Source organism: Rugosimonospora acidiphila, from assembly GCF_039543385.1.
Taxonomy (GTDB): domain Bacteria; phylum Actinomycetota; class Actinomycetes; order Mycobacteriales; family Micromonosporaceae; genus Rugosimonospora; species Rugosimonospora acidiphila.
In genome coordinates, this window is sequence record NZ_BAABJQ010000012.1 from 61,815 (window position 1) to 81,704 (window position 19,890).

Annotated in this window: 15 protein-coding genes and 1 pseudogene; 9 read left to right on the forward strand and 7 right to left on the reverse strand. The window is 69.6% G+C overall.

The window, feature by feature from the left end:
• Window positions 1–292 precede the first annotated feature (292 nt).
• From ABEA87_RS20670 to ABEA87_RS20690, 5 genes are all read left to right on the forward strand, one after another.
• A complete protein-coding gene (locus ABEA87_RS20670; RefSeq protein ID WP_345631825.1) occupies window positions 293–1,630 on the forward strand; it encodes an ABC transporter substrate-binding protein in 1,338 nt (445 codons plus the stop codon).
• Window positions 1,631–1,639: 9 nt separating this feature from the next.
• Complete coding sequence (locus tag ABEA87_RS20675; RefSeq protein ID WP_345631827.1) at window positions 1,640–2,581, forward strand: carbohydrate ABC transporter permease; 942 nt, start codon at window positions 1,640–1,642, stop codon at window positions 2,579–2,581.
• Window positions 2,578–3,507, forward strand: coding sequence for a carbohydrate ABC transporter permease (locus tag ABEA87_RS20680; RefSeq protein ID WP_345631829.1), 930 nt, complete (start codon window positions 2,578–2,580; stop codon window positions 3,505–3,507). Before ABEA87_RS20675 ends, ABEA87_RS20680 begins: the two co-directional genes overlap by 4 nt.
• A gap of 152 nt (window positions 3,508–3,659) precedes the next feature.
• Window positions 3,660–5,135 (forward strand): CCA tRNA nucleotidyltransferase, encoded by a 1,476-nt coding sequence (locus tag ABEA87_RS20685; RefSeq protein ID WP_345631831.1) that lies wholly within the window; start codon window positions 3,660–3,662, stop codon window positions 5,133–5,135.
• Window positions 5,092–5,868: an FAD:protein FMN transferase gene (locus tag ABEA87_RS20690; RefSeq protein WP_425570923.1), complete on the forward strand. Its 777-nt coding sequence runs from the start codon at window positions 5,092–5,094 to the stop codon at window positions 5,866–5,868. The genes ABEA87_RS20685 and ABEA87_RS20690 overlap by 44 nt, the downstream gene beginning before the upstream one ends.
• 27 nt (window positions 5,869–5,895) lie before the next feature.
• On the opposite strand, the gene ABEA87_RS20695 is transcribed toward ABEA87_RS20690, so the two are convergent.
• Complete coding sequence (locus tag ABEA87_RS20695) at window positions 5,896–7,164, reverse strand: MFS transporter (protein ID WP_345631833.1); 1,269 nt, start codon at window positions 7,162–7,164, stop codon at window positions 5,896–5,898.
• Between the two features lie 160 nt (window positions 7,165–7,324).
• On the opposite strand from ABEA87_RS20695, the gene ABEA87_RS20700 reads away from it, so the two are divergent.
• On the forward strand, window positions 7,325–7,873 hold the full coding sequence (locus tag ABEA87_RS20700; protein ID WP_345631835.1) for a methylated-DNA--[protein]-cysteine S-methyltransferase: 549 nt from the start codon (window positions 7,325–7,327) through the stop codon (window positions 7,871–7,873).
• A 67-nt stretch (window positions 7,874–7,940) separates the two neighbouring features.
• On the opposite strand, the gene ABEA87_RS20705 is transcribed toward ABEA87_RS20700, so the two are convergent.
• From ABEA87_RS20705 to ABEA87_RS20720, 4 genes and pseudogenes are all read right to left on the reverse strand, one after another.
• Window positions 7,941–8,444, reverse strand: coding sequence for a DUF6584 family protein (locus ABEA87_RS20705; protein ID WP_345631837.1), 504 nt, complete (start codon window positions 8,442–8,444; stop codon window positions 7,941–7,943).
• Between the two features lie 52 nt (window positions 8,445–8,496).
• Window positions 8,497–8,829, reverse strand: a complete 333-nt coding sequence (locus ABEA87_RS20710; protein WP_345631839.1) for a hypothetical protein — start codon at window positions 8,827–8,829, stop codon at window positions 8,497–8,499.
• 194 nt (window positions 8,830–9,023) lie between these two features.
• Window positions 9,024–10,103, reverse strand: a complete 1,080-nt coding sequence (locus ABEA87_RS20715; protein ID WP_345631841.1) for an inositol-3-phosphate synthase — start codon at window positions 10,101–10,103, stop codon at window positions 9,024–9,026.
• A 4-nt stretch (window positions 10,104–10,107) separates the two neighbouring features.
• A pseudogene (locus ABEA87_RS20720) lies at window positions 10,108–10,781 on the reverse strand (PadR family transcriptional regulator).
• Window positions 10,782–10,922: 141 nt separating this feature from the next.
• On the opposite strand from ABEA87_RS20720, the gene ABEA87_RS20725 reads away from it, so the two are divergent.
• From ABEA87_RS20725 to ABEA87_RS20735, 3 genes are all read left to right on the forward strand, one after another.
• A complete protein-coding gene (locus ABEA87_RS20725; protein WP_345631843.1) occupies window positions 10,923–11,351 on the forward strand; it encodes a DUF5318 domain-containing protein in 429 nt (142 codons plus the stop codon).
• A gap of 779 nt (window positions 11,352–12,130) precedes the next feature.
• Complete coding sequence (locus ABEA87_RS20730; protein ID WP_345631845.1) at window positions 12,131–14,557, forward strand: transglycosylase domain-containing protein; 2,427 nt, start codon at window positions 12,131–12,133, stop codon at window positions 14,555–14,557.
• A 223-nt stretch (window positions 14,558–14,780) separates the two neighbouring features.
• Window positions 14,781–16,241, forward strand: a complete 1,461-nt coding sequence (locus ABEA87_RS20735; protein ID WP_345632137.1) for a glycosyltransferase family 87 protein — start codon at window positions 14,781–14,783, stop codon at window positions 16,239–16,241.
• Window positions 16,242–16,553: 312 nt separating this feature from the next.
• On the opposite strand, the gene ABEA87_RS20740 is transcribed toward ABEA87_RS20735, so the two are convergent.
• Window positions 16,554–19,109 carry a hypothetical protein gene (locus tag ABEA87_RS20740; protein WP_345631847.1) on the reverse strand — a complete coding sequence of 852 codons (2,556 nt, stop codon included), beginning with the start codon at window positions 19,107–19,109 and terminating at the stop codon, window positions 16,554–16,556.
• The gene (locus tag ABEA87_RS20745; protein WP_345631849.1) at window positions 19,106–19,882 is read right to left on the reverse strand and encodes a deoxyribonuclease IV; all 777 of its coding nucleotides are present in this window, start codon (window positions 19,880–19,882) and stop codon (window positions 19,106–19,108) included. The genes ABEA87_RS20740 and ABEA87_RS20745 overlap by 4 nt, the downstream gene beginning before the upstream one ends.
• Window positions 19,883–19,890 lie beyond the last annotated feature (8 nt).

The window sequence follows — 19,890 nt, forward strand, 5'->3', positions numbered from 1 at the left end:
ACTGCGCCAATGTGGTGAGCGAGTGACGACATGCCAACAGGGTGCCGTCTGGTTTCACCACTAGTCAACAAGAGAGGACACCTTTCCGCTCATCACCGGGTCAACGGGAATCTTCGCGACTCCCCGGTCAGGTGCCGGTAGCTGGCCCGACACGGGCGTGTCACGGAGTCGACACGAATTGGCGGGCAAGCCTTGACATGCGTCGATGTCGGCGCTGGACTGTGGTGAGTTTTGAACGGTTCCGTTGGAATCTTTGATCCAACCGCATCCCGTCAACGACTAGGAGGGGCACATGACGCAGTCACCGCCCGACCAGCCGCTCCGCCCGGTTCCGTCGAACGTGTCCCGCACCGTGTCGCGCCGCAGCATGCTGCGCGGCACCGCCATCGGAGCCGGCGCGCTCGCCATCCCCGGTGCCCTCGCCGCCTGCGGGAAGTCCGGTGGTTCGTCGGGTAACAGCAAGACCGTGACGTTCGGTTCCAACTACTCCGACGCCATTCCGAAGAAGGGCATCGCCGCGGTTATGGCGGCCTACCAGAAGTCGAGCGGCGTCAGTGTCAAAACCAACACCCAGGATCACAACAGCTTCCAGGAGAACATCAGCCGATACCTGCAGGGCAACCCGGAGGACGTGTTCAGCTGGTTCGCCGGCAACCGCATGAAGTTCTTCGCCGCGCAGGGGCTGGCCACCGACATCTCGGACGTGTGGGCGGGGCTGACCGGCTTCAGCGACGCGCTCAAGAAGGCGTCCACGGGCGAGGACGGCAAGCAGTACTTCGTGCCCCTCTACAACTACCCGTGGGCGGTCTTCTACCGGCCGAGCGTCTGGCAGGCCAAGGGTTGGCAGGTCCCCAAGACGCTGGACGACCTGACGGCGCTGTGCAAGACCATCAAGTCGTCGGGGATGGACGCGTTCGCCTTCGCCGACAAGGACGGATGGCCGGCGATGGGCACCTTCGACCAGATCAACATGCGGACGAACGGGTACGACTTCCATATCAGCCTGATGGCCGGCAAGGAGTCGTGGACCGATCCCAAGGTCAAACAGGTCTTCTCGACCTGGGCGAGCCTGCTGCCGTACCACCAGCAGGGCGCCAACGGCCGGATCTGGCAGGACGCGGCGAACTCGGTGCAGCAGAAGAAGTCGGCGATGATGGTGATCGGCTCCGGCCAGATCGCCCAGTCGTTCCAGGGGTCCGACGCCACGGATCTGGACTTCTTCCCCTACCCGGTGATCAATCCCGACTTCGGGCAGGACGCCGTGGAGGCGCCGATCGACGGCTTCATGGTCGCCAAGAAGGCGAAGGACATCGACGCCGCGAAGGCGCTGATGAAGTTCCTCGGCTCCCCGGCGGCGGAGAACGCCTACCAGTCTGTGGACGGTGGCAACATCCCCACCAACTCCGGCGCGGACACCTCGAACTTCACGCCGTTCCAGAAGAAGTGCCAGGAGTACATCGCCGGGGCCAAGCAGATCTCGCAGTTCATGGACCGCGACACCCGGCCCGACTTCGCCTCCCAGGTCATGATCCCGAGCCTGCAGAGCTTCATCAACAAGCCCTCCGACATCGACGGGTTGCTCAAGAGCATCGACGCCCAGGCGAAGAGCATCTTCGCCCAGGACAACTGAGGGCGCCCGGTGGCGTCGCCTCCCGTCAGCGCTCAGGCGCCGGCCACCCGGGCCTCCGCGGCCCGCAGGCGCCGGCGCCTGAGCCGCTTCACCCGCCGAGACCTGGTCATCCTGGGCCTGCTGATCGGCATCCCGGTGCTGCTGGACATCGTGCTGATCTGGGGCACCACGCTGACCTCGATCGGGCTGTCCTTCACCGACTACAACGGGTTCACCTCGCCCAAGCTGGTTGGGCTGCGCAATTACCACGAGATCGTGACCATCTACGAGCCGTTCTGGCGGGCGGTGCGCAACAACCTGCTCTGGTTGGGCGTGCTGGGGTTCATCGCCACACCGCTCGGGCTGCTCCTCGCGGTGCTGCTGGACAAGCGGATCCGGTTCACCCGGGTGTACCAGAGCATCTTCTACATGCCGGTGGTGCTGTCCCTGGCGGTGGTCGGCTTCATCGCGCAGCTGGTCTACTCCCGCGACTACGGTGCGCTCAACTCCGTGCTCGGGCGCACCTCGCACCCGATCGACTTCCTCGGCGACCCCAGCATCAACATCTGGGCGATCCTCGCGGCGGCGGCCTGGCGGCACGTCGGGTACGTGATGATCCTGTACCTGGCGGGCCTGAAGTCGGTCGACCCCGCGCTCAAGGAGGCCGCCACCATCGACGGGGCCAACGAGCGGCAGACCTTCTTCCGGGTGGTCTTCCCCACGCTGCGCCCGATCAACGTGATCGTCCTGGTCATAACCGTGATCGAGGCGCTGCGCGCGTTCGACATCGTGTACGCGGTGAACTCCGGCCGCAACGGCCTCGAACTGCTCTCCGTCCTGGTCACCGCGAACATCGTGGGCGAGGCGAGCCGGATCGGCTTCGGGTCGGCCATCGCAGTGATCCTGCTGGCGACCTCGCTCGGATTCGTGATCGCGTACCTGACCCAGATCCTGCGGGAGGACCGGCGATGACCACGACCACCACCGCGCCCCGCGACACGGTTGGCGGCGGGCCGCGGGAGGGCTCCCGGCCCAACCGCAGGCCAGTGCGCCCGGCCCGGATCCTGCTCTACGTCGTGCTCACCCTGGTCGCGCTGGGCTGGCTGGCGCCGCTGCTGCTGGCCGTGTACGCCTCGCTGCGCCCGTACGCGGAGACCGCCAAGTACGGGTACATGTCCCTCCCGCATCACCTGTCACTGCGGTACTACTCGCAGGCGTGGAGCCAGGGAGGAATGGGCAAGTACTTCCTGAACACGCTCATCATCACGGCGCCGGCGCTGGTGCTCACCCTGTTCTTCGCGTCGTTCATCGCCTTCGCGCTGGCGCGGTTCCGGGTCCCGGGCCGCAAGACCCTGCTCATCCTGTTCACCGCCGGCAACCTGCTCCCGCCGCAGGTCATGGTGACGCCGCTGTACACGCTGTACAACAAGATCCCGCTGCCGTACTGGCTGTCGGACTCGGGCACGGTCTACGACTCGTACCTCGGTGTGATCGCGATCCACGTGGCGTTCCAGACCGGCTTCTGCGTGTTCGTGCTCTATAACTACATGCAGACCATCCCGTCGGAGCTGACCGAGGCGGCGGTCGTCGATGGTGCCGGGGTGTGGCGCCAGTACTGGCGGGTCATCCTGCCGCTGTCCCGTCCGGCCCTGGGCGCCCTGGCCACTCTCGAATTCACCTGGATCTACAACGACTTCCTCTGGGCGCTGGTCTTCATGTCGACCGGCGACAAGCTGCCGATCACGAGCGCGCTGAACAACCTCCGCGGAGAGTTCTTCACCGACTACAACCTGTTGGCCGCCGGCTCGATGCTGGTCGCCCTGCCCACCTTGATCGTCTTCTTCGCGCTGCAGCGGCAGTTCGTGTCCGGGCTCACCCTCGGCGCCAACAAGGGCTGACTCCGCCCGGCCCGCAGAGCGCGGGGTGCGGCCCGCCGTCCGCGCCCCGCGCGGCGGCACGGGCGCGTGGCGGTCAGTGGGCGGGGCGTGGCGGCGTGGCCGGGACCGGGGCGTTCGCGCCGGGTACGGCTACGGATAGGCTTGCCGGCGCCATGACCGATTCCCCTGCTCCGAGCCACGCCCGCGCCCTGTCCCAGGCCCAGCGCCGGGCGCTGAGTGAACTCGTGCGCGTCTTTCCGGTCATCGACGAGATCGGTGAGCGGTTCGACCGCGCCGGCCACGAGCTGCACCTGGTCGGGGGCTCGGTCCGCGACGCGCTGCTCGGCCGGCTCGGCAACGACCTCGACTTCACCACCAGCGCCACCCCGGACCAGACGCTGGACCTGCTCAAGGGCTGGGCGGAGACCACCTGGGAGACCGGCCGGGAGTTCGGCACCATCGGCGCCGCGCGCCGGGGCCTACGCCTGGAGATCACGACCTACCGCGCCGAGGCGTACGACGGCGTCAGCCGCAACCCGGTCGTCGAGTACGGCACCGGCCTCGAGGACGACCTGCGCCGGCGGGACTTCACCGTGAACGCGATGGCGGTGTCCGTGCCCGGCCACGCGTTCACCGACCCGTACGGTGGGCTGGAAGATCTCGCGGCCGGCGTCCTGCGCACCCCGGGTACCCCCCGGCAGAGCTTCGGCGACGATCCGCTGCGCATGCTGCGCGCCGCCCGGTTCGCCGCGCAGCTGGAGTTCGACGTCGACCCGCCGGTCGTCGCCGCGATGACGGAGATGGCCACCGACCTGCGGCGGATCACGGCCGAGCGGATCCGGGACGAGTTCACGAAGCTGCTCGCCGGCGAGGACCCGGTCGCCGGACTGCGGCTGCTGGTCGACACCGGGCTGGCCGACCAGTTCCTTCCCGAACTGTCCGGGCTCAAGCTGGAGATCGACGAGCACGCCCAGCACAAGGACGTGTACGAGCACACGCTGATCGTGCTGCGCAACGCGATGCGGCTGGAGAAGGACGGCCCGGACTTCGTGCTGCGGATGGCCGCGCTCATGCACGACGTGGGCAAGCCGGCCACCAAGGCGATCGGCCCGGACGGCCGGGTCAGCTTCCACCACCACGAGGTCGTCGGCGCCCGGCTGACCAAGGTGCGGATGAAGGCGCTGAAGTACCCGAAGGACACGATCAGCGCCGTCGTCGAGCTGGTCAGCCTGCACCTGCGCTTCTACGGGTACGGGCGGGGCGAGTGGACCGATTCGGCGGTGCGCCGGTACGTGACCGACGCCGGCGACCTGCTGTCCCGGCTGCACCTGCTGACCCGCTCGGACGTGACCACCCGCAACCGGCGTAAGGCGGCCGCGCTGGCCGCCGACTACGACGCGTTGGAGGAGCGGATCGCCCGCATCCAGGCCGAGGAGGACCTGGCCAGGGTGCGGCCCGACCTCGACGGCAACGCGATCATGGAATTGCTCGACATCCCGGCAGGCCCGCTGGTCGGCAAGGCGTGGCGGCACCTCAAGGAGCTGCGCCTGGAGCACGGCCCGCTGGACCACGACGAGGCGGTGGCTGAGTTGTACCGGTGGGGCCGTGAGCACGGCATCGAGGTCGACCGCCCGGCGGGCACCGGCTGACGCCGCCGTGCGCCGGGTCGAGCACGTCATGGGCATGCCGGTCAGCCTCCAGCTGCCCGACCTGCCCACGGCCGGCGCGCTCGCCGAGGAGGCGTTCGGCTGGCTGCGTCACGTGGACGCGGTGTTCAGCACGTACCGCGAGGACAGCGAGGTGTCCCGGCTCAACCGGGGTGAGATCCGCTCCCCGGGTCCGGAGGTGGCCGCCGTCCTGGATCGGTGCGCCGACCTGTGGCGCCAGACCGACGGGTACTTCGACGTGTACGCCACCGGCCGGCTCGACCCCTCCGGGTACGTCAAGGGGTGGGCGGTCCAGGTGGCCTCGGACCGGCTGGTGGCCGGTGGCGCGGCCGACCACTTCCTGAACGCCGGGGGCGACCTGTGCGCCCGGGGCCGGGCCGCGCCCGGGGCGGGCTGGCGGGTGGGCGTCCAGCATCCGTTCGAGCCCGACGGGGTGGCCTGGGTGCTGGAGGTGACCGACCGGGCGGTGGCGACTTCCGGCAGGTACGCCCGGGGCAACCACATCATCGACCCGCGTACCGGCCGGCCGGCGACCGCGCTGGCCTCGGTCACCGTGCTCGGCCCGGAGCTGGGTACCGCCGACGCGTACGCGACCGCGGCCTTCGCGATGGGCGAGGCCGGCCTGGGCTGGCTGGCCCGGCTCGACGGCCATCCGAGCGCCGTGATCACGACCGATGGCAGGGCGTACCGGTCGGATGATCTCCCGGTGGCCTGACCGCGTCGCGGCTGCCCCGGATCACGCTCACCGCGAGGCGATCGCCAGCCGGGCGGCCCGGTCGGCGGCCAGCACATACCAGCCGGCCAGGGCGAGATAACAGGTCGACACCAGCACGACCGCCAGCACCGAGTGGCCGTCCGCCGGCAGCGCCAGCGCGGCGATGAACAGCCCGATCACGAAGAACAGGTTGAACGCCGTGTCGTTGACGCTGAACACCCGACCCCGGTAGTCGTCGTCGCACTCGCGCTGGATGGCGGTGTCCACCACGATCTTCGTGCCCTGCGAGGTGATGTTCACCCCGAACGTGGCGATCACCAGCAGTACCGGCTGGAACGGCAGCCCGAGCAGCACCAGGATGCCGGCCCCGCCGAACAGCCCGGCGATCCACCGCGGGCCGCCGATCAGCCGCACGACCCGCGGGGTGATGAAGGCCGCCACCAGGGAGCCGAAGCCGCCGGCCACCACTATCTGGGCGAGGCCGGTCAGCGCCTTGTCGGAGTTGGCGCCATAGAAGTAGTGGCGGTAGAGCAGCAGGGTGGCCAGGGTGAGCACGCCGTAGATGCCGCGGTGCAGGGACTGGGCCAGCATGGCGTAGGCGGCGTTGCGCCGTGACGCCAGGTGGCGCAGCCCGGCCACGGTACCCCTCGCGACCTCGATCGCGGCCTGGACCACCGACTGCTGCCCCGTGGTGTCCTCCGGCCCGAGCTCATCGCGCTCGAAGGCGAACCGGACCAGCAGGGCGGAGCCCGCGTACCCGAGCGCACCGGTCACCGCGAGCACCGCGTACCCGTGGAAGCCCTTGTGCAGCGTGACCTGCAGGATGAACGCCGCCGCGCCGAGTCCGAGGGAGTAGATCAGTGTGCCCAGCGTGGTGGCCAGCGCGTTGGCCGTGACCAGCCGGCGTTCGGGTACCACGTGGGGCATGGCCGCGGAGAGTCCCGCGAGGAACAGCCGGTTGATGCCGATGATCAGCAGGGCGAGCAGGATGTACGGCGCGGATTCCCGCCCGAACCAGATCAACAGCGCGGCGGGCAGCACGAGCAGCGCCCGGATCAGGTTGGCCGTGAAGATCACGGTGCGCCGGCTCCACCGGTCCAGCACCACGCCGACGTACGGCCCGACGATGGAGTACGGCAGCAGGAGCACCGCGAACCCGCCGGCCACGGAGAGCGCGCCGGTGGCCTGCTGGGGGTTGAACAGCAGGCTGCCGGCCAGCGCGGCCTGGAACGCGCCGTCGCCGAGCTGGCTGGCGAGCCGGGCGTCCAGGAGCCGGCGGAACCCTCGACTGCGCACGATCGCGCGGAGGTTCCCCCGAGCACCCGACGATGGCACGGATCGAGCCTACGGGCGATATCGGACTAGAGCGGGCGATCTACAGGTACCGGGAGTAAGCGCCCCAGATGTACCGGAGGGCCACGGGTTATCTGTCGTACCCGGGGGTGAGAATGGGCCGATGCGATGGCAGGAGCTGAGCACACCCATCGGGGGCCTCGGAGTGGCCGTGGACGGCGATGGCGTTTGCCGGATTCGCTTCGGCGGGGCGCCTGGCGAGGCCGAGGCGCAGCGGTCGGCCGGCGCGGCCGAGCAGCCCCCACGCCCACCCGAGGCGCCGCCCGGCGGCACCGCCGGAGAGCCGGAGCCGCTACTCGACGCGGCCGCCGATCAGCTCGATCGATACTTCTCCGGGGTGCTGACCGAGTTCACCCTGCCGCTGTCGGTGACCGGCGGTTCGGACTTCGAACGCTCGGTCTGGCGGGCCATCGCCGCCATACCGTACGGGCAGATGCGCACGTACGGTGAGATCGCGGCCGACGTGGGCGACTCGGGCGCGGCCCGAGCGGTCGGGATCGCCTGCAACCGCAACCCGCTGCCGCTCGTGGTGCCGTGCCACCGCGTGGTGGGCGCCGGCGGCAAGCTCGTCGGCTTCGGCGGCGGGCTACCGCGCAAGCGGTTCCTGCTGGAGCTGGAGGCCCGGGTGCGGATCGAGCGGGACTTCGCGTAGGCCGCCCGTCGCGAACGCGGGCCGGAGCGGGCCGGATTCGCGGTGGCGAGGGTGGTCCGGCGGAGGGCTAGAGGTGCCAGAGCCAGATCACCGATCGGTACACGCCGATGCCGGCGAGCACCGCGAACACGGACAGCGCGACGATCACGAAGAGGCAGGGCACCGTGATCCCGCGCCGGCCTGGCCGCTCCGCCGTCGCCGGCCCGGTCCAGGCGTCCGGCGGCCCGATCCGCGCGGCGTCCTCGGTGAGCGACATCAGTCGCGTGCGGGCGTCCTCGCACAGGATCTTCGGGTCGGCGGTGAACTGCAGCAGCCGGAGTTGCAGCCACGGCGACGGGTTGGTCCGCTCGAACGCGGCGATCTCCTCGGCCCGGACGTCGCGGGTGAGGTAACCCCAGCGACCCGCCTCGGACAGATTGCCGGTGCCGCGGTAGATCGAGGCGAGCGTGCGGCGCACCTCGAGGTTGTGCGGCTCGGTGGCCAGGAAGGTGCGTAACCGCTGGGTGGCCAGCCGGGTACGGCCACGTGCGAGGTCGACTTGCACCCGGGCAAGGATGTCGGGCTTGGCCACACTTCGATGGTGTGCCAATCGAATCAAGGCGCGCCAGTGGCGACTGTAACGATCAGCCCACGATCCACTGGACGACGGTGACGGCACCCAGTACCGCGAAGGGCAGCGTGATCGCGGTGGCCACGATCGCGTACCAGCGCAGCCTGCGCAGTCGCGCGGCCGCCAACGGGTGCGCCCGGATCTCGTCGGAGCCGGCGTGCGGATAGCGCCGGCGGTATGCCTCGATGAGGTCGGGTATCACGCGGCGCACCGCGGCGAGCCGCGCGCGTGGGGCGGGGTCGGTCGGATGGCCCGCGACCGGACTGCCCGAGCGCTGGATCGCCGGCCGGGTGTGACCGTGCGCGGGGTCGGTGGCGACCGTGTCGAGAACGTTGGCCTTGGCCATCCACCCACTATGACCAGCGCGGCCTGCCTGGTCCAGACCATCTATGCCTGCAAAAGGGATGGGAGATTCTCCTTGTACCGGGCAAAAGACTACATCCACGGGCATAGATCGAGGCGCGGATGGGCCCACGGAAACGCGGCGGGGTCCGGTGCGCCCGGACCCCGCCGCGTTCACATGCCGATGGGCAGCGCCGGCTACCGCTCGACCTCGCCGCGGATGAACTTCTCCACGGCCTCCTTCGCGTCCGAGTCCGCGTACTGGACCGGCGGGGACTTCATGAAGTAGCTGGCTGCGGAGAGCACCGGGCCGCCGATCTTCCGGTCCATGGCGATCTTGCACGCGCGCAGCGCGTCGATGATGATGCCGGCCGAGTTCGGCGAGTCCCAGACCTCCAGCTTGAGGTCGACGTTGAGCGGGACGTCACCGAACGCCCTGCCCTCCAGCCTGATGTGCGCCCACTTGCGGTCCAGCAGCCACGGCACGTGGTCGGACGGTCCGATGTGGACGTTCGCCTTCTCCATCTCGTGCGGGATCTGCGAGGTGACCGACTGGGTCTTGGAGATCTTCTTGGACTCCAGCCGGTCGCGCTCCAGCATGTTCATGAAGTCCATGTTGCCGCCGAAGTTGAGCTGGTAGGTGCGCTGCAGCTCGACACCGCGGTCCTCGAACAGCTTGGCCAGGGAGCGGTGGATGATGGTCGCGCCGACCTGGCTCTTGATGTCGTCGCCGACGATCGGCAGGCCCGCGTCCTCGAACTTCTTCGCCCACGCCGGGTCCGAGGCGATGAAGACCGGCAGCGCGTTGACGAAGCCGCAGCCGGCGTCGATCGCGGCCTGCGCGTAGAACTTGTCAGCCTGCTCGGAGCCGACCGGGAGGTAGGAGACGACCACGTCGACCCGGGCGTCACGCAGCGCCTGCACGATGTCGACCGGCTGCTCGTCGGACTCGGTCACCGTCTCGCGGTAGTACTTGCCGAGCCCGTCGTACGTCGGCCCGCGCTGCACCAGCACGCCGGTCGGCGGCACATCGCTAATCTTGATGGTGTTGTTCTCGCTGGCGACGATCGCCTCGGCCAGGTCCTGGCCGACCTTCTTGGCGTCCACATCGAACGCCGCGACGAACTCCACGTCGGAGACGTGGTAGTCGCCGAACTTCACGTGCATGAGACCGGGGACACGCTCGCCCGGATCGGCGTTGCGGTAGTACTCCACCCCTTGTACCAGGGATGAGGCGCAGTTACCGACGCCGACGATGGCCACGCGGACCGAACCCATTTGATCAGCCTCCTTCTTCATCATCTTCAGGCCGCTCCGGCGAATGTCTGGATGATCCAGGCGGAGGCGGTTTTTGATTGGACTCCCCGGTCCGCCGGGGCCTCACCCCTCGCGGCCCTGACCGGGTTGGCCGCCGGAGCGTTCCGTCGCGATCAGCTCCTCCAGCCAGCGAACCTCGCGTTCACAGGCGTCGAGCCCATGTCGCTGCAGTTCAAGGGTGTACGCATCGATTCGCTCGGCGGCACGGGTCAGCGCGTCGCGCAGCCCCTCGCGGCGCTCCTCGATCCGCCTGCGCCGTCCCTCCAGGATCCTCAGCCGGGTGTCCTGATCCGTCCGGGAGAAGAACGCGAAGTGCACGCCGAAGCCGGCGTCCTCGTACGTCTCCGGGCCGGCCTGGGCGAGCATCTCCAGGAAGCGCTCCTTGCCCTCGGCGGTGATCTTGTAGACCACCCGGCCGCGCCGGCTCGTCAGCGCCGGTACCTCGGCGCCGGATGCCGGCTCGGTCGCGGCTCCCTCCGTGATCAGCCCGGCCGCCTGCAACCGGCGCAGGGTCGGGTAGAGGGACCCGTAGGAGATCGCCGCCCGGATCGCTCCGAGCTTGGCGCCCAGCTGCTTGCGCAGCTCGTACCCGTGCATCGGGCTTTCGTGCAGGAGGCCGAGAATGGCGAGATCCAGCACCCGGCCTCCCTTCGATGTATCGGGCCGATACATCGCACGTTACCGCCAAGCGTCGAGCCGGGCAATTCAACTTCTGGGATTGCCGCCTCACACAGAGTCACCAACTCGCCCGGGGGGCCCGAGGCGCGTACCCTCGTGCGCATGCGCACCCAGCGGCAGGTGGTGGACTACTCGCTACAGAAGCGAGCACTGCTGCGTGAGGTGCACTCGGGGCGGATGGGCACCTACGAGGTCTGCGATGCCTCGCCCTACCTGAAGAACGCGGCTCGCTTCCACGGTGAACCGACCGAGACCCGGTGCCCCGTGTGCCGGCGCGAGAACCTGACGCACGTTCACTATATCTACGGCGACGAATTGAAGCAGTCGGCCGGGCAGGCGCGGTCAAAGACCGAGCTGCCCGTGCTCGCCATGACGTTCCGTGAATTCCAGGTGTTCGTGGTCGAGGTCTGTCGCGGCTGCGGCTGGAACCACCTCGTCGAGCAGTACCTGCTCGGCCGGGATGGTCTCGGCGAGTCCGGGCCGAACGCGCCGAGTCCGTCGACGCGGCGGCGACGCGAGGCGGCCGAATGAGGCTGGCTCGCTTGGCTGGTGTCCCGCTATCACGGCCCGCGAGTGAGTCGCACTTCCAGAAGCAAATTTGTCCCAATTCTACGGGCGCGCCAGCGTTGTCGCGTCCGTCCGACCCGCCTGAGTGGTGCGACGCCCCCGCGGCGACGCCGGTGCGCGCCGCAGACCCGCGGCTCCGGCGGCGCTACTCACGGCAACCGGGTGGTGCAGGTTCCCCCACCACCCCGACCGGCAGGGTGTGACAGATGAATCCGTCCTACGGCGACTCGAACAATGCTGCCCATGGCCGGGCCCGGATGCCGGGTTCCGCCGATGGGCAGGACGGTCGCGCCGACCGTTCGCGTAGCGGGTACGACTCGTACCGTGACTCTGGGCAACGATCCTCCTCGGGTCGGGCCTCGGTAGGCGGTTCCGCGAGCGTTCCCGTCTCGCCACCGGACGGAGGCGGCTGGTCGGGGTCTGCAGACCAGGGCCGGTCGGGTTCATCGAATCCGAGCGACTGGTCGGGCCGGCCCGGTCGGGCCCCGGTGCGGTCCGCCGACGGGTACGGGGAGGACTATCCCGCGCCGACCGGCCGGGCGTCCTCGGGCCGGGCCTCGGCTGGCCGGGCGCCAGCGGGTCGAGCCTCGGCGGGTCGGGCGTCGGTGGGCAGCGCGTCGGTCGGGAGCGCCTCGGTCGGCAGCGCACCCGCGGGTCGGGCGTCGGTGGGCAGCGCGCCCGCGGGTCGCGCCTCGGTCGGCAGCGCGTCGGTGGGCAGCGCCTCCGTGGGAGGTCGGGCGACCGTGGGTCGCGCCTCCGTGGGCGGGCCCGGCGATGGTCCCGGCGCGGGCGGCCCGGGCGGTCCCGGTGGGCCCGGGCGCGGCGACCGTGGCCGCGCGGGTGGCGGCGGCGGCCGGAAGAAGCTCGGCAAAAAGGTGCTCCGCCGCAACATCATCCTGTCGGCCTGCGCGTTGCTGGTCATCATCTCCGGCGGCATCGTGGTCGGCGGCACCTATTACTTCGACAGCGTGAAGATGCCCGACGCGCTGCCGACCGAGGCGCAGACCACCACCATCTACTACTCCGACAACGTCCACGTCATGGCCAAGATTGGCGATGAGAACCGGACCAACGTCGGGCTCAACCAGATCCCGAAGTACGTGCGGGACGCCTTCCCGGCGGCCGAGGACAACTCGTTCTACACGAACGAGGGCGTGGACTTCAAAGGCATCCTCCGGGCCCTGGTCAACAACGTGACCGGTGGCGACCGGGAGGGCGCGTCGACGATCACCCAGCAGTACGCCAGGAAGATGGCCGACCTGGAGGGCATCTCCTACGCGCGTAAGTTGCGCGAGGCCGTGATCGCCATGAAGCTCACCAAGAACTACAGCAAGAACGACATCCTCCTCGCCTACCTGAACACCGTCTACTTCGGGCGGGGCGCGTACGGGATCGAAGCTGCCGCCCAGGCGTACTTCCACAAGGACGTCGGCAAGCTCACCATCGCCGAGGGCGCGGTGCTGGCGGCCGTGGTCAAGCAGCCGGAGCCGGCCGACCCCAACAACCCGAAGGTCTCGCCCGGGTACGACCCGCAGTACGGCCTCGCCCAGTCCAAGGACCGGGTCGAGAACTACATCATCCCGAACATGGTGAAGCTGAAGTTCATCACCGCGGCGCAGGCGGCGAGTGACGGTGCGAAGTACCCGACCGACTGGGTGCCGACGTCGCAGGACAACGCCGACGCCGACCAGAACGGGCTCACCAAGCCGACCGGGTTCGTGGTCCACCACGTGATGGACGAGCTGAGCCACCAGACCGACGTGAAGGCGCTGGCCAGCACCAAGACGTTGAAGACCGGTGGCTACCGGATCGTCACGACGATCAACTACAACATGGAGCAGGCCGCGATCGACACCGCCGACGACACGGTCAAGGGTTCGGTGATGAACGGCCAACCGAGCAACCTGCAGGCGTCACTGGTCTCCGTAGAACCAAAGACCGGGAGAGTGCTCGCCTACTACGGCGGCAACAACGGTGCGGACCTCGACTATGCCGGCATCTACCGCGACCCAGTGCTGGGCGACGGTGGCTGGACCGGTGCCCACTTCCCGCCCGGCTCGACGTTCAAGATTTACACGCTGGCCACGGCGCTGAGCCAGGGCATCTCGATCGACTCGTACTGGCACGGCCCACCGAGCCTGAACTTCCCGGACCGGACCCAGGCCGGCCCGGTGACCAACGCGGACGGTAAGAGCGACAGTTGTCCGGAGAACACCGAGCCCGTCTCGTACGTCTGCACCCTTCAGGACGCGCTCCAGCAGTCGATGAACACCGTGTTCTACGGCGTCGGTGAGGTGGTCGGCGCGGCCAACATCATCAACATGGCCAAGGCTATGGGCATCCAGCACCTCTGGGCGCCGGTGAACGGCGCGGACCAGCGGTTCGACCTCGCCAACTACACCGGCGCGCAGATCTCGCCGAGGTACTTCGCCAACGAGGTCTCGATCGGCCAGTACGGCACCACGGTGCTGGACAACGCCGACGGCGTTGCCACCCTGGCGGCCCGCGGCATCCAGGCGCCGGCGCACTTCGTGGACAAGGTGTTCCAGGGCAGCAACCTCGTGTACGAGGCGGCGCTGCGGCAGACCAACGTGACCAACACCGCGCACCTGACCTCGCAGGAGATCGACGACGAGACCTGGGCCATGTCCACGGTCATCGACAAGGGCCTGTCCAAGAACAAGCTGGACAACGACCGCCCGGCGGCGGCCAAGACCGGTACCTGGCAGTACGCCGACACCTCAGCGAACCAGGACGCCTGGTATGCGGGGTTCGTGCCGCAGTTGGCAACCGTGGTGCACATCGGCAGCCGAGATCCGAAGCAAATGAAGATCCAGTACAGGGACAGCAACGGCCTGCACAACATCAACGGTGCTGACCTTCCGGGCACGCTCTGGAAGACGTACATGGACAAGGCGCTCAAGGGCTCGCCGGTGGAAGCCCTGCCGTCCGCCAAGCACGTCGGCGATCCGACCAAGGGCAACGAGCCGTCGCCGCAGCCCAAGGTGGTCGCGCCCCCGCCCGCGCCACCGGCGAACCCCCCGGCTGACCCGAACCACGGGCAGCAGCCGTGCCTCATCCCGCAGCTCTGCGCGACGCCGCCGGACCACGGTAGGCACGGTGCGCAACCGCCGACGACCGCGCCGGCGGCGCCACCCACGGCCGGCTAACCAGCTCGACGCCCACCGACGGCCGCGCCACCCGGCGCGGCCGTCGGCGTTCCGGCCCGGGAGCCCGTCCGGCTCCCGCCGTCCCGGGCCGTCCGGTTCCGCGGGCGGCCCGATCCTCGGGTGGGCCTCGAACGCAATTCAAATCCCGATCGGGCTTTGCAGCCACCACCTCACGGGGCAGGATGTACCGGTGACGCTGAGCGTGGAGCCCGACCAGCCTTCGATGGATGCGCCGTCCCGCTCCGACGAGTTCGTGCGGGGCATCTCCGAGGTCGTCGGCGGCCCGATGGGGACGCACGCGACCGGCGGGCGACGGCGTGGGAGATTCTGGACGGCCACCCGGATCGTCCTGGCCCTGGTCTGCCTGACCCTGGCCCTGCACTGGGTGCAGAAGTCGCCCTGCCAGGACGGTGCGTGGGGGAACGGCTACAAGCAGTATCGCGAGATGTGCTACACCGACGTGCTCGCGCTCTACTACGCGGAGGGCCTGTCCGACGGCCAGGTGCCGTACGCCGACCACGCGGTCGAGTACCCGGTGCTCACCGGCGCGTTCATGGGCCTCATCGGCCTGCCGGTGCACGCGCTCGGCGTCAAGCACCCCGGCCTCAACCAGGGCGAATGGTTCTACAACGCGAACGTGGTGGTGCTCGGCGGGCTCGCGGTCGCCAGCGTCGTGGTGTTGATCTCGCTACGCCGGAAACGACCATGGGACGCCGCCCTGTTCGCGGCGTCGCCCGCCCTACTGGTCACCGCCACCGTGAACTGGGATCTGCTCGCCGTCGGGTTCGCGATGTTCGGCGTGTACGCCTGGTCCAAACGACATCCGGTCCTGGCCGGTGTGCTGCTCGGGCTCGGTACCGCGGCGAAACTGTGGCCAGGTTTCCTGTTCATCCCGCTTCTGCTGCTCGGGCTGCGTGGTCGAAGATTCCGGGACGCGTTCGTCGCCAGCGTGACCGGCCTGATCACCTGGATAGTGGTGAACGCGCCGGTGTACCTGCTGTACCGGAAGTCGTGGGACCAGTTCTTCCACCTCAACTCGGTACGGGCGATCGACTGGGGCACCTTGTGGTACCTCGGGGTGCACTTCCCATTCGTGGGTACGCTGCCCGGTTTCGGCCGGCTCCAGAACGACATCCCGGCGGTCAACTTCCTGCAGTACGGCCTCTTCGCCGTGTGCTGTGTGCTGATCGGGTTGTTGATCCTCACCGCTCCGCGCCGGCCCCGGCTTGGGCAGGTGGCCTTCCTGGTGGTCGCCGCGTTCCTGGTCTTCTCCAAGGTGTGGTCGCAGCAGTACGTGCTGTGGCTGCTGCCGATGGCCGTGCTCGCCCGGCCTCGCTGGGGTGCCTTCCTGGCCTGGCAGGCCGCGGAGGTCGTGTACTTCTGCGCCTTCTACGGCGAGCTGCTGGGCGCGTCCGGCAAGGGCATCTTCCCGGAGACCGTATTCGACCTCGCCGCGCTGCTCCGGCTGATCATGGTGTGCGTCTTCGCCGGGTACGTGGTGCGCGACATCCTGCATCCGGAACGTGACGTGGTCCGGGACACCTACGCGGACGACCCGGAGGGCGGTGTCCTCGACGGCGCTCCGGACGCCCCGTGGATCGAGCGATGGCGGGTGCCGGTCAAGCCCGACCCCGCCAAGCCCGAGGCCGCCAAGCCCGTGACGGCTGAGCCGGCGACGACTTAGCCCCGCCGGGGACCGCGGGGCCGCGCCGGTCTTCGCAGCCTCCACCGATCTTCGAAGGGCCTGTCGGCCTGTAAGGGCCTGTCGGCCTGCAAGGGCCTGTCGGCCTGCAAGGGCCTGTCGGCCTGCGCGGGGCTCGGCTGGTGTCGGCCGACCTGGCCGAGTCATCCTCGGCCGGCCGGGTCTTGGCCGCTGGCCGTTGGGCGGCTCATACGCTCAGCTGGATCAATACGCGCCGGGCGGCCTACCGGCCGCCGGACTACGCGCCGGGCACCGGAATGACCGGGCCCGGCGGTTCGTCTTGAGCGCGCGCGGTCACTGAAGCTCGTAGACGATGGTGTCGCCCATGTCCTGGCGGGTGATGCCGAGCCCGTCGATCGGTACGTCCGGCGCCGCCGCCTTGGCGTAGTCGGTGGAGTTGAGCGCCTGCGCCTTCAGCACCACCACCGCCCGGATCCCGAGGCCGCGCAGGTAGTCCACGCTGGGCTGGTCCGGGAACGACTTCGCGATGTTCCGGGTGTTCTGTTGATCGGCCGGGTAGAAGCCGCTGCCGCCGTTGACGATCTTCTGGAACTTGGTGGTCGACCAGAACATCACGTTCTCGTCGGTCAGCGCGTCGCTGGGTAGCACCAGCATCGGGCCCTGCACCGTGCGCATCGCCGCCGGCTGGGCCGGCACGACCGGGTGCTGCAGGGAGTGCCAGTTGGTGCCCTCGGCCAGTACCAGCACCAACGGCAGCAGGGTGGCCAGTCGCAGCAGCAGGCCGGGTCGGGTGGCGACCGGCCCCCGTTCGGCGGCGACGTCGTAGGAGCGGCCGACCAGCGCACCGATCGCGCCCGCTGCCAGGATGCCCAGCAGCAGAGTCGTCCAGATGATCAGGCGCCCAGGGGTGCGGCTGGACGAGAAGAACGGCAGGTACTTGTAGAGCAGCACGTAGGTGTACTTGCCGCCGCCGTAGAACTGGGTGCCCTCGGCGAGCGCGACGCTGAGCAGGGTGCCGGCGAGCAGCCAGAGCCGGGTGCGCACGGACCAGATCGAGAAGAACAGGCCGGCGGCGGCGAGCCCGTACAGCATGAAGCCGGGCAGCAGCGTCATCTCGGCGGGCGCGGTCATCGTGGCCCGGGCTGCGGCGTGCGCGGCACCCCACGGGAGCGACTGCTGGGGGGCGGTGATGAACGAGCGCAGGCTCGGCGAGAACTCCGCGACCTCCGCGAGGCTGCGTTTCGCCTCCGGGTGCTGCTTGATCACCTGCAGGTACGGCAGTCCCATGAACAGCCCTACCGCGCCGAACACCACCACGCCCACACCGTCGGCGAGCAGCAGCCGGCGGCCGAGCGCCGGACGACCCTTGATCAGCCAGCGGACGGCGGCCACGATGACGACCGCGATCAGCACGTACGCGAAGGGAAGCCCGATACCGAAGCCGAGGCTGATCTGCCAGGCGGCGACGCACCAGCCGGCGACCGCCCAACCCGGCCGGGTGCGCTCAGGGCGGTAGCCGCGCGTGAACGAGAAGCCGTGTCCTCGGGCGAGCATGGCCAGGGACAGCGCGATCCCGCCGACCGACAGCACGTGCATGTGCCCGGCCTGCGCCCAGCGCCACGGGGCGTACGCGAACGCGGCACCCGCGACGGCCGCGGCGGTGCGCCGGGCGCCGAGCTGGCGCACCAGCGCGTACGCGCCGATGAACGCGAGCGCCTCCAGCAGGATGAACAGGATGTTGTACCGGACCAGGGCGGCGGTCGGCCCGGTGCCGATCAGCGCGAACGGGAAGTAGCCGAACAGCGTGTCGGAGAACGCGAAGCTGTACGAGTCCGGGTAGAACGCGTTGGCGTTCCACAACTGCGAGGGATCGTGGAGCAGCGCGTGCCCGGCCCAGGCCAGCTGCCACGCCTGCAGGGTCGGGTCCCAGATGTCGGACGGGATGGTGCTGGCCGGATGCCAGGCGCTCGGCCAGGTCATCACGACGGCGAGCGCGGTCGCGGCCAGGCAGACGATGGTCCACTCGTGCGCCAGGAACCGCCCCAGCGCGCGCATCGTGCGACGGAACGGACCGGCGTGCTCGGACCGCGGGCCGAAGTGCGTCCACTTATCGGCGGCGTCGTCCGAGCCGGTGGCATCGGTCCCGCCCGTCCGGTGTTTACCCTCCGCCGTGGTGGCCTTGTCCTGGGTGGCGGTGCCATCCTTCGCCGGCCCGCCCGCCTCGGCAGCACCCTCCTCGGCCGTGCCGGTCGTCGAACCTCCGGTCGCCGCGACGCCGGTCGCGACGCCGTCGGTCGCCGGAGCGTCCGTGCCTGCGGTCCCGCCGTCGGCGCCACCGGTAGCGGTGGAGCTCTCGCCCCCCGTCTCCTCGCCCGCGATCCCGGCCTCGGCCGTCTCGCCGTCGGTGGGCCCGTCGGCGGTGGCGTTGTCGGCGGTGGTCGTGCCACCTCCGGCCCCGTCATCCGCGGTCCCGTCATGGGCGATCGCGGCAGGGGTGGTCGCGGCGACGGTGGTCTCGGCAGGGGTGGTCTCGCCGACTGTGGTCTCGCCGCCGGTGGAGCCCTCCCCGGTCGATCCCGCGTCGGTCGGCGCGGCCGACCCGTCGCCGGCTCGATCGCCGGCCGGGAGACCGATCGCCGGCCGGCCGCTCGCCATGGGGCTGCCGGCCCAGTCGGCGATGGGCCCGCTGGCGGTGGGGCGGTCGAAGCTGGGTTGGTTGCCCGCCACCTCCGGTCCGGCTGGGGTCTGTCCGGACGTGCCGGTCTCGGCCGAGCCCTCCGCGGTGGTGCTCGCCGGCCCGTGCGCCGCGTCGGCCTGTCCAGTGGGTTGCTGGCCGGCCGTTCTCCGCGCCGCGGGCTCGTGATCCGCCCGTTCCTGATCCACGCTCATCCGTTCAACCGCTCCCGCAGGTAGGCGATGTCCGCCGACTGGCCGGTCACCCCACCCGGGGTCTCGACCACCGCCGGGGCGCCGGCGGCCCGGATGGCCGCCACGACCAGGTCGGGGTCGATGTTGCCCGATCCGAGGTTGTCATGTCTGTCCCGACCCGAGTCGAAGCCGTCCTTCGAGTCGTTGGCGTGGATGAGGTCGATCCGCCCGGTGATCGCCTTGACCCGGTCGACGACGTCCACCAGGTCCTCACCTCCGGCGTGGGCGTGACAGGTGTCCAGGCAGAAGCCCACCCCGAACTCGCCGATCACGTCCCACAACCGGGCCAGCGCGTCGAACCGGCGGGCACAGGCGTTGTCGCCGCCGGCCGTGTTCTCGATCAGGATCTGCGTGACGAAACCGCCACTCTCCGCGGCGTACGCGAAGGTCTTGCGCCAGTTGTCGATGCCGGTGGCGAGATCGTCGCCCTTGTTGACATGCCCCCCGTGAACAATCAGTGCCCGGGCGCCGATCGCCGCCGCCGCGTGTGCGTGGCTCACCAGCAGCTTGCGGCTGGGAATGCGGATTCGATTGTTCGGGGTCGCCACATTGATTACGTACGGTGCATGGATGAATACGTCGATGTCGCTGTCTCGCAGCGCTGCGGCGTCCTCGCGGGCCTGCGGATCCTTCCACCCCTGAGGATCGGCCAGGAAAAACTGGACCACCTCGGCGCGACGGGCAGCGGCCTCGGCCAGCGGGTCGGCAGGATCGACGTGGGCTCCGATTCGCATGCCGCCGA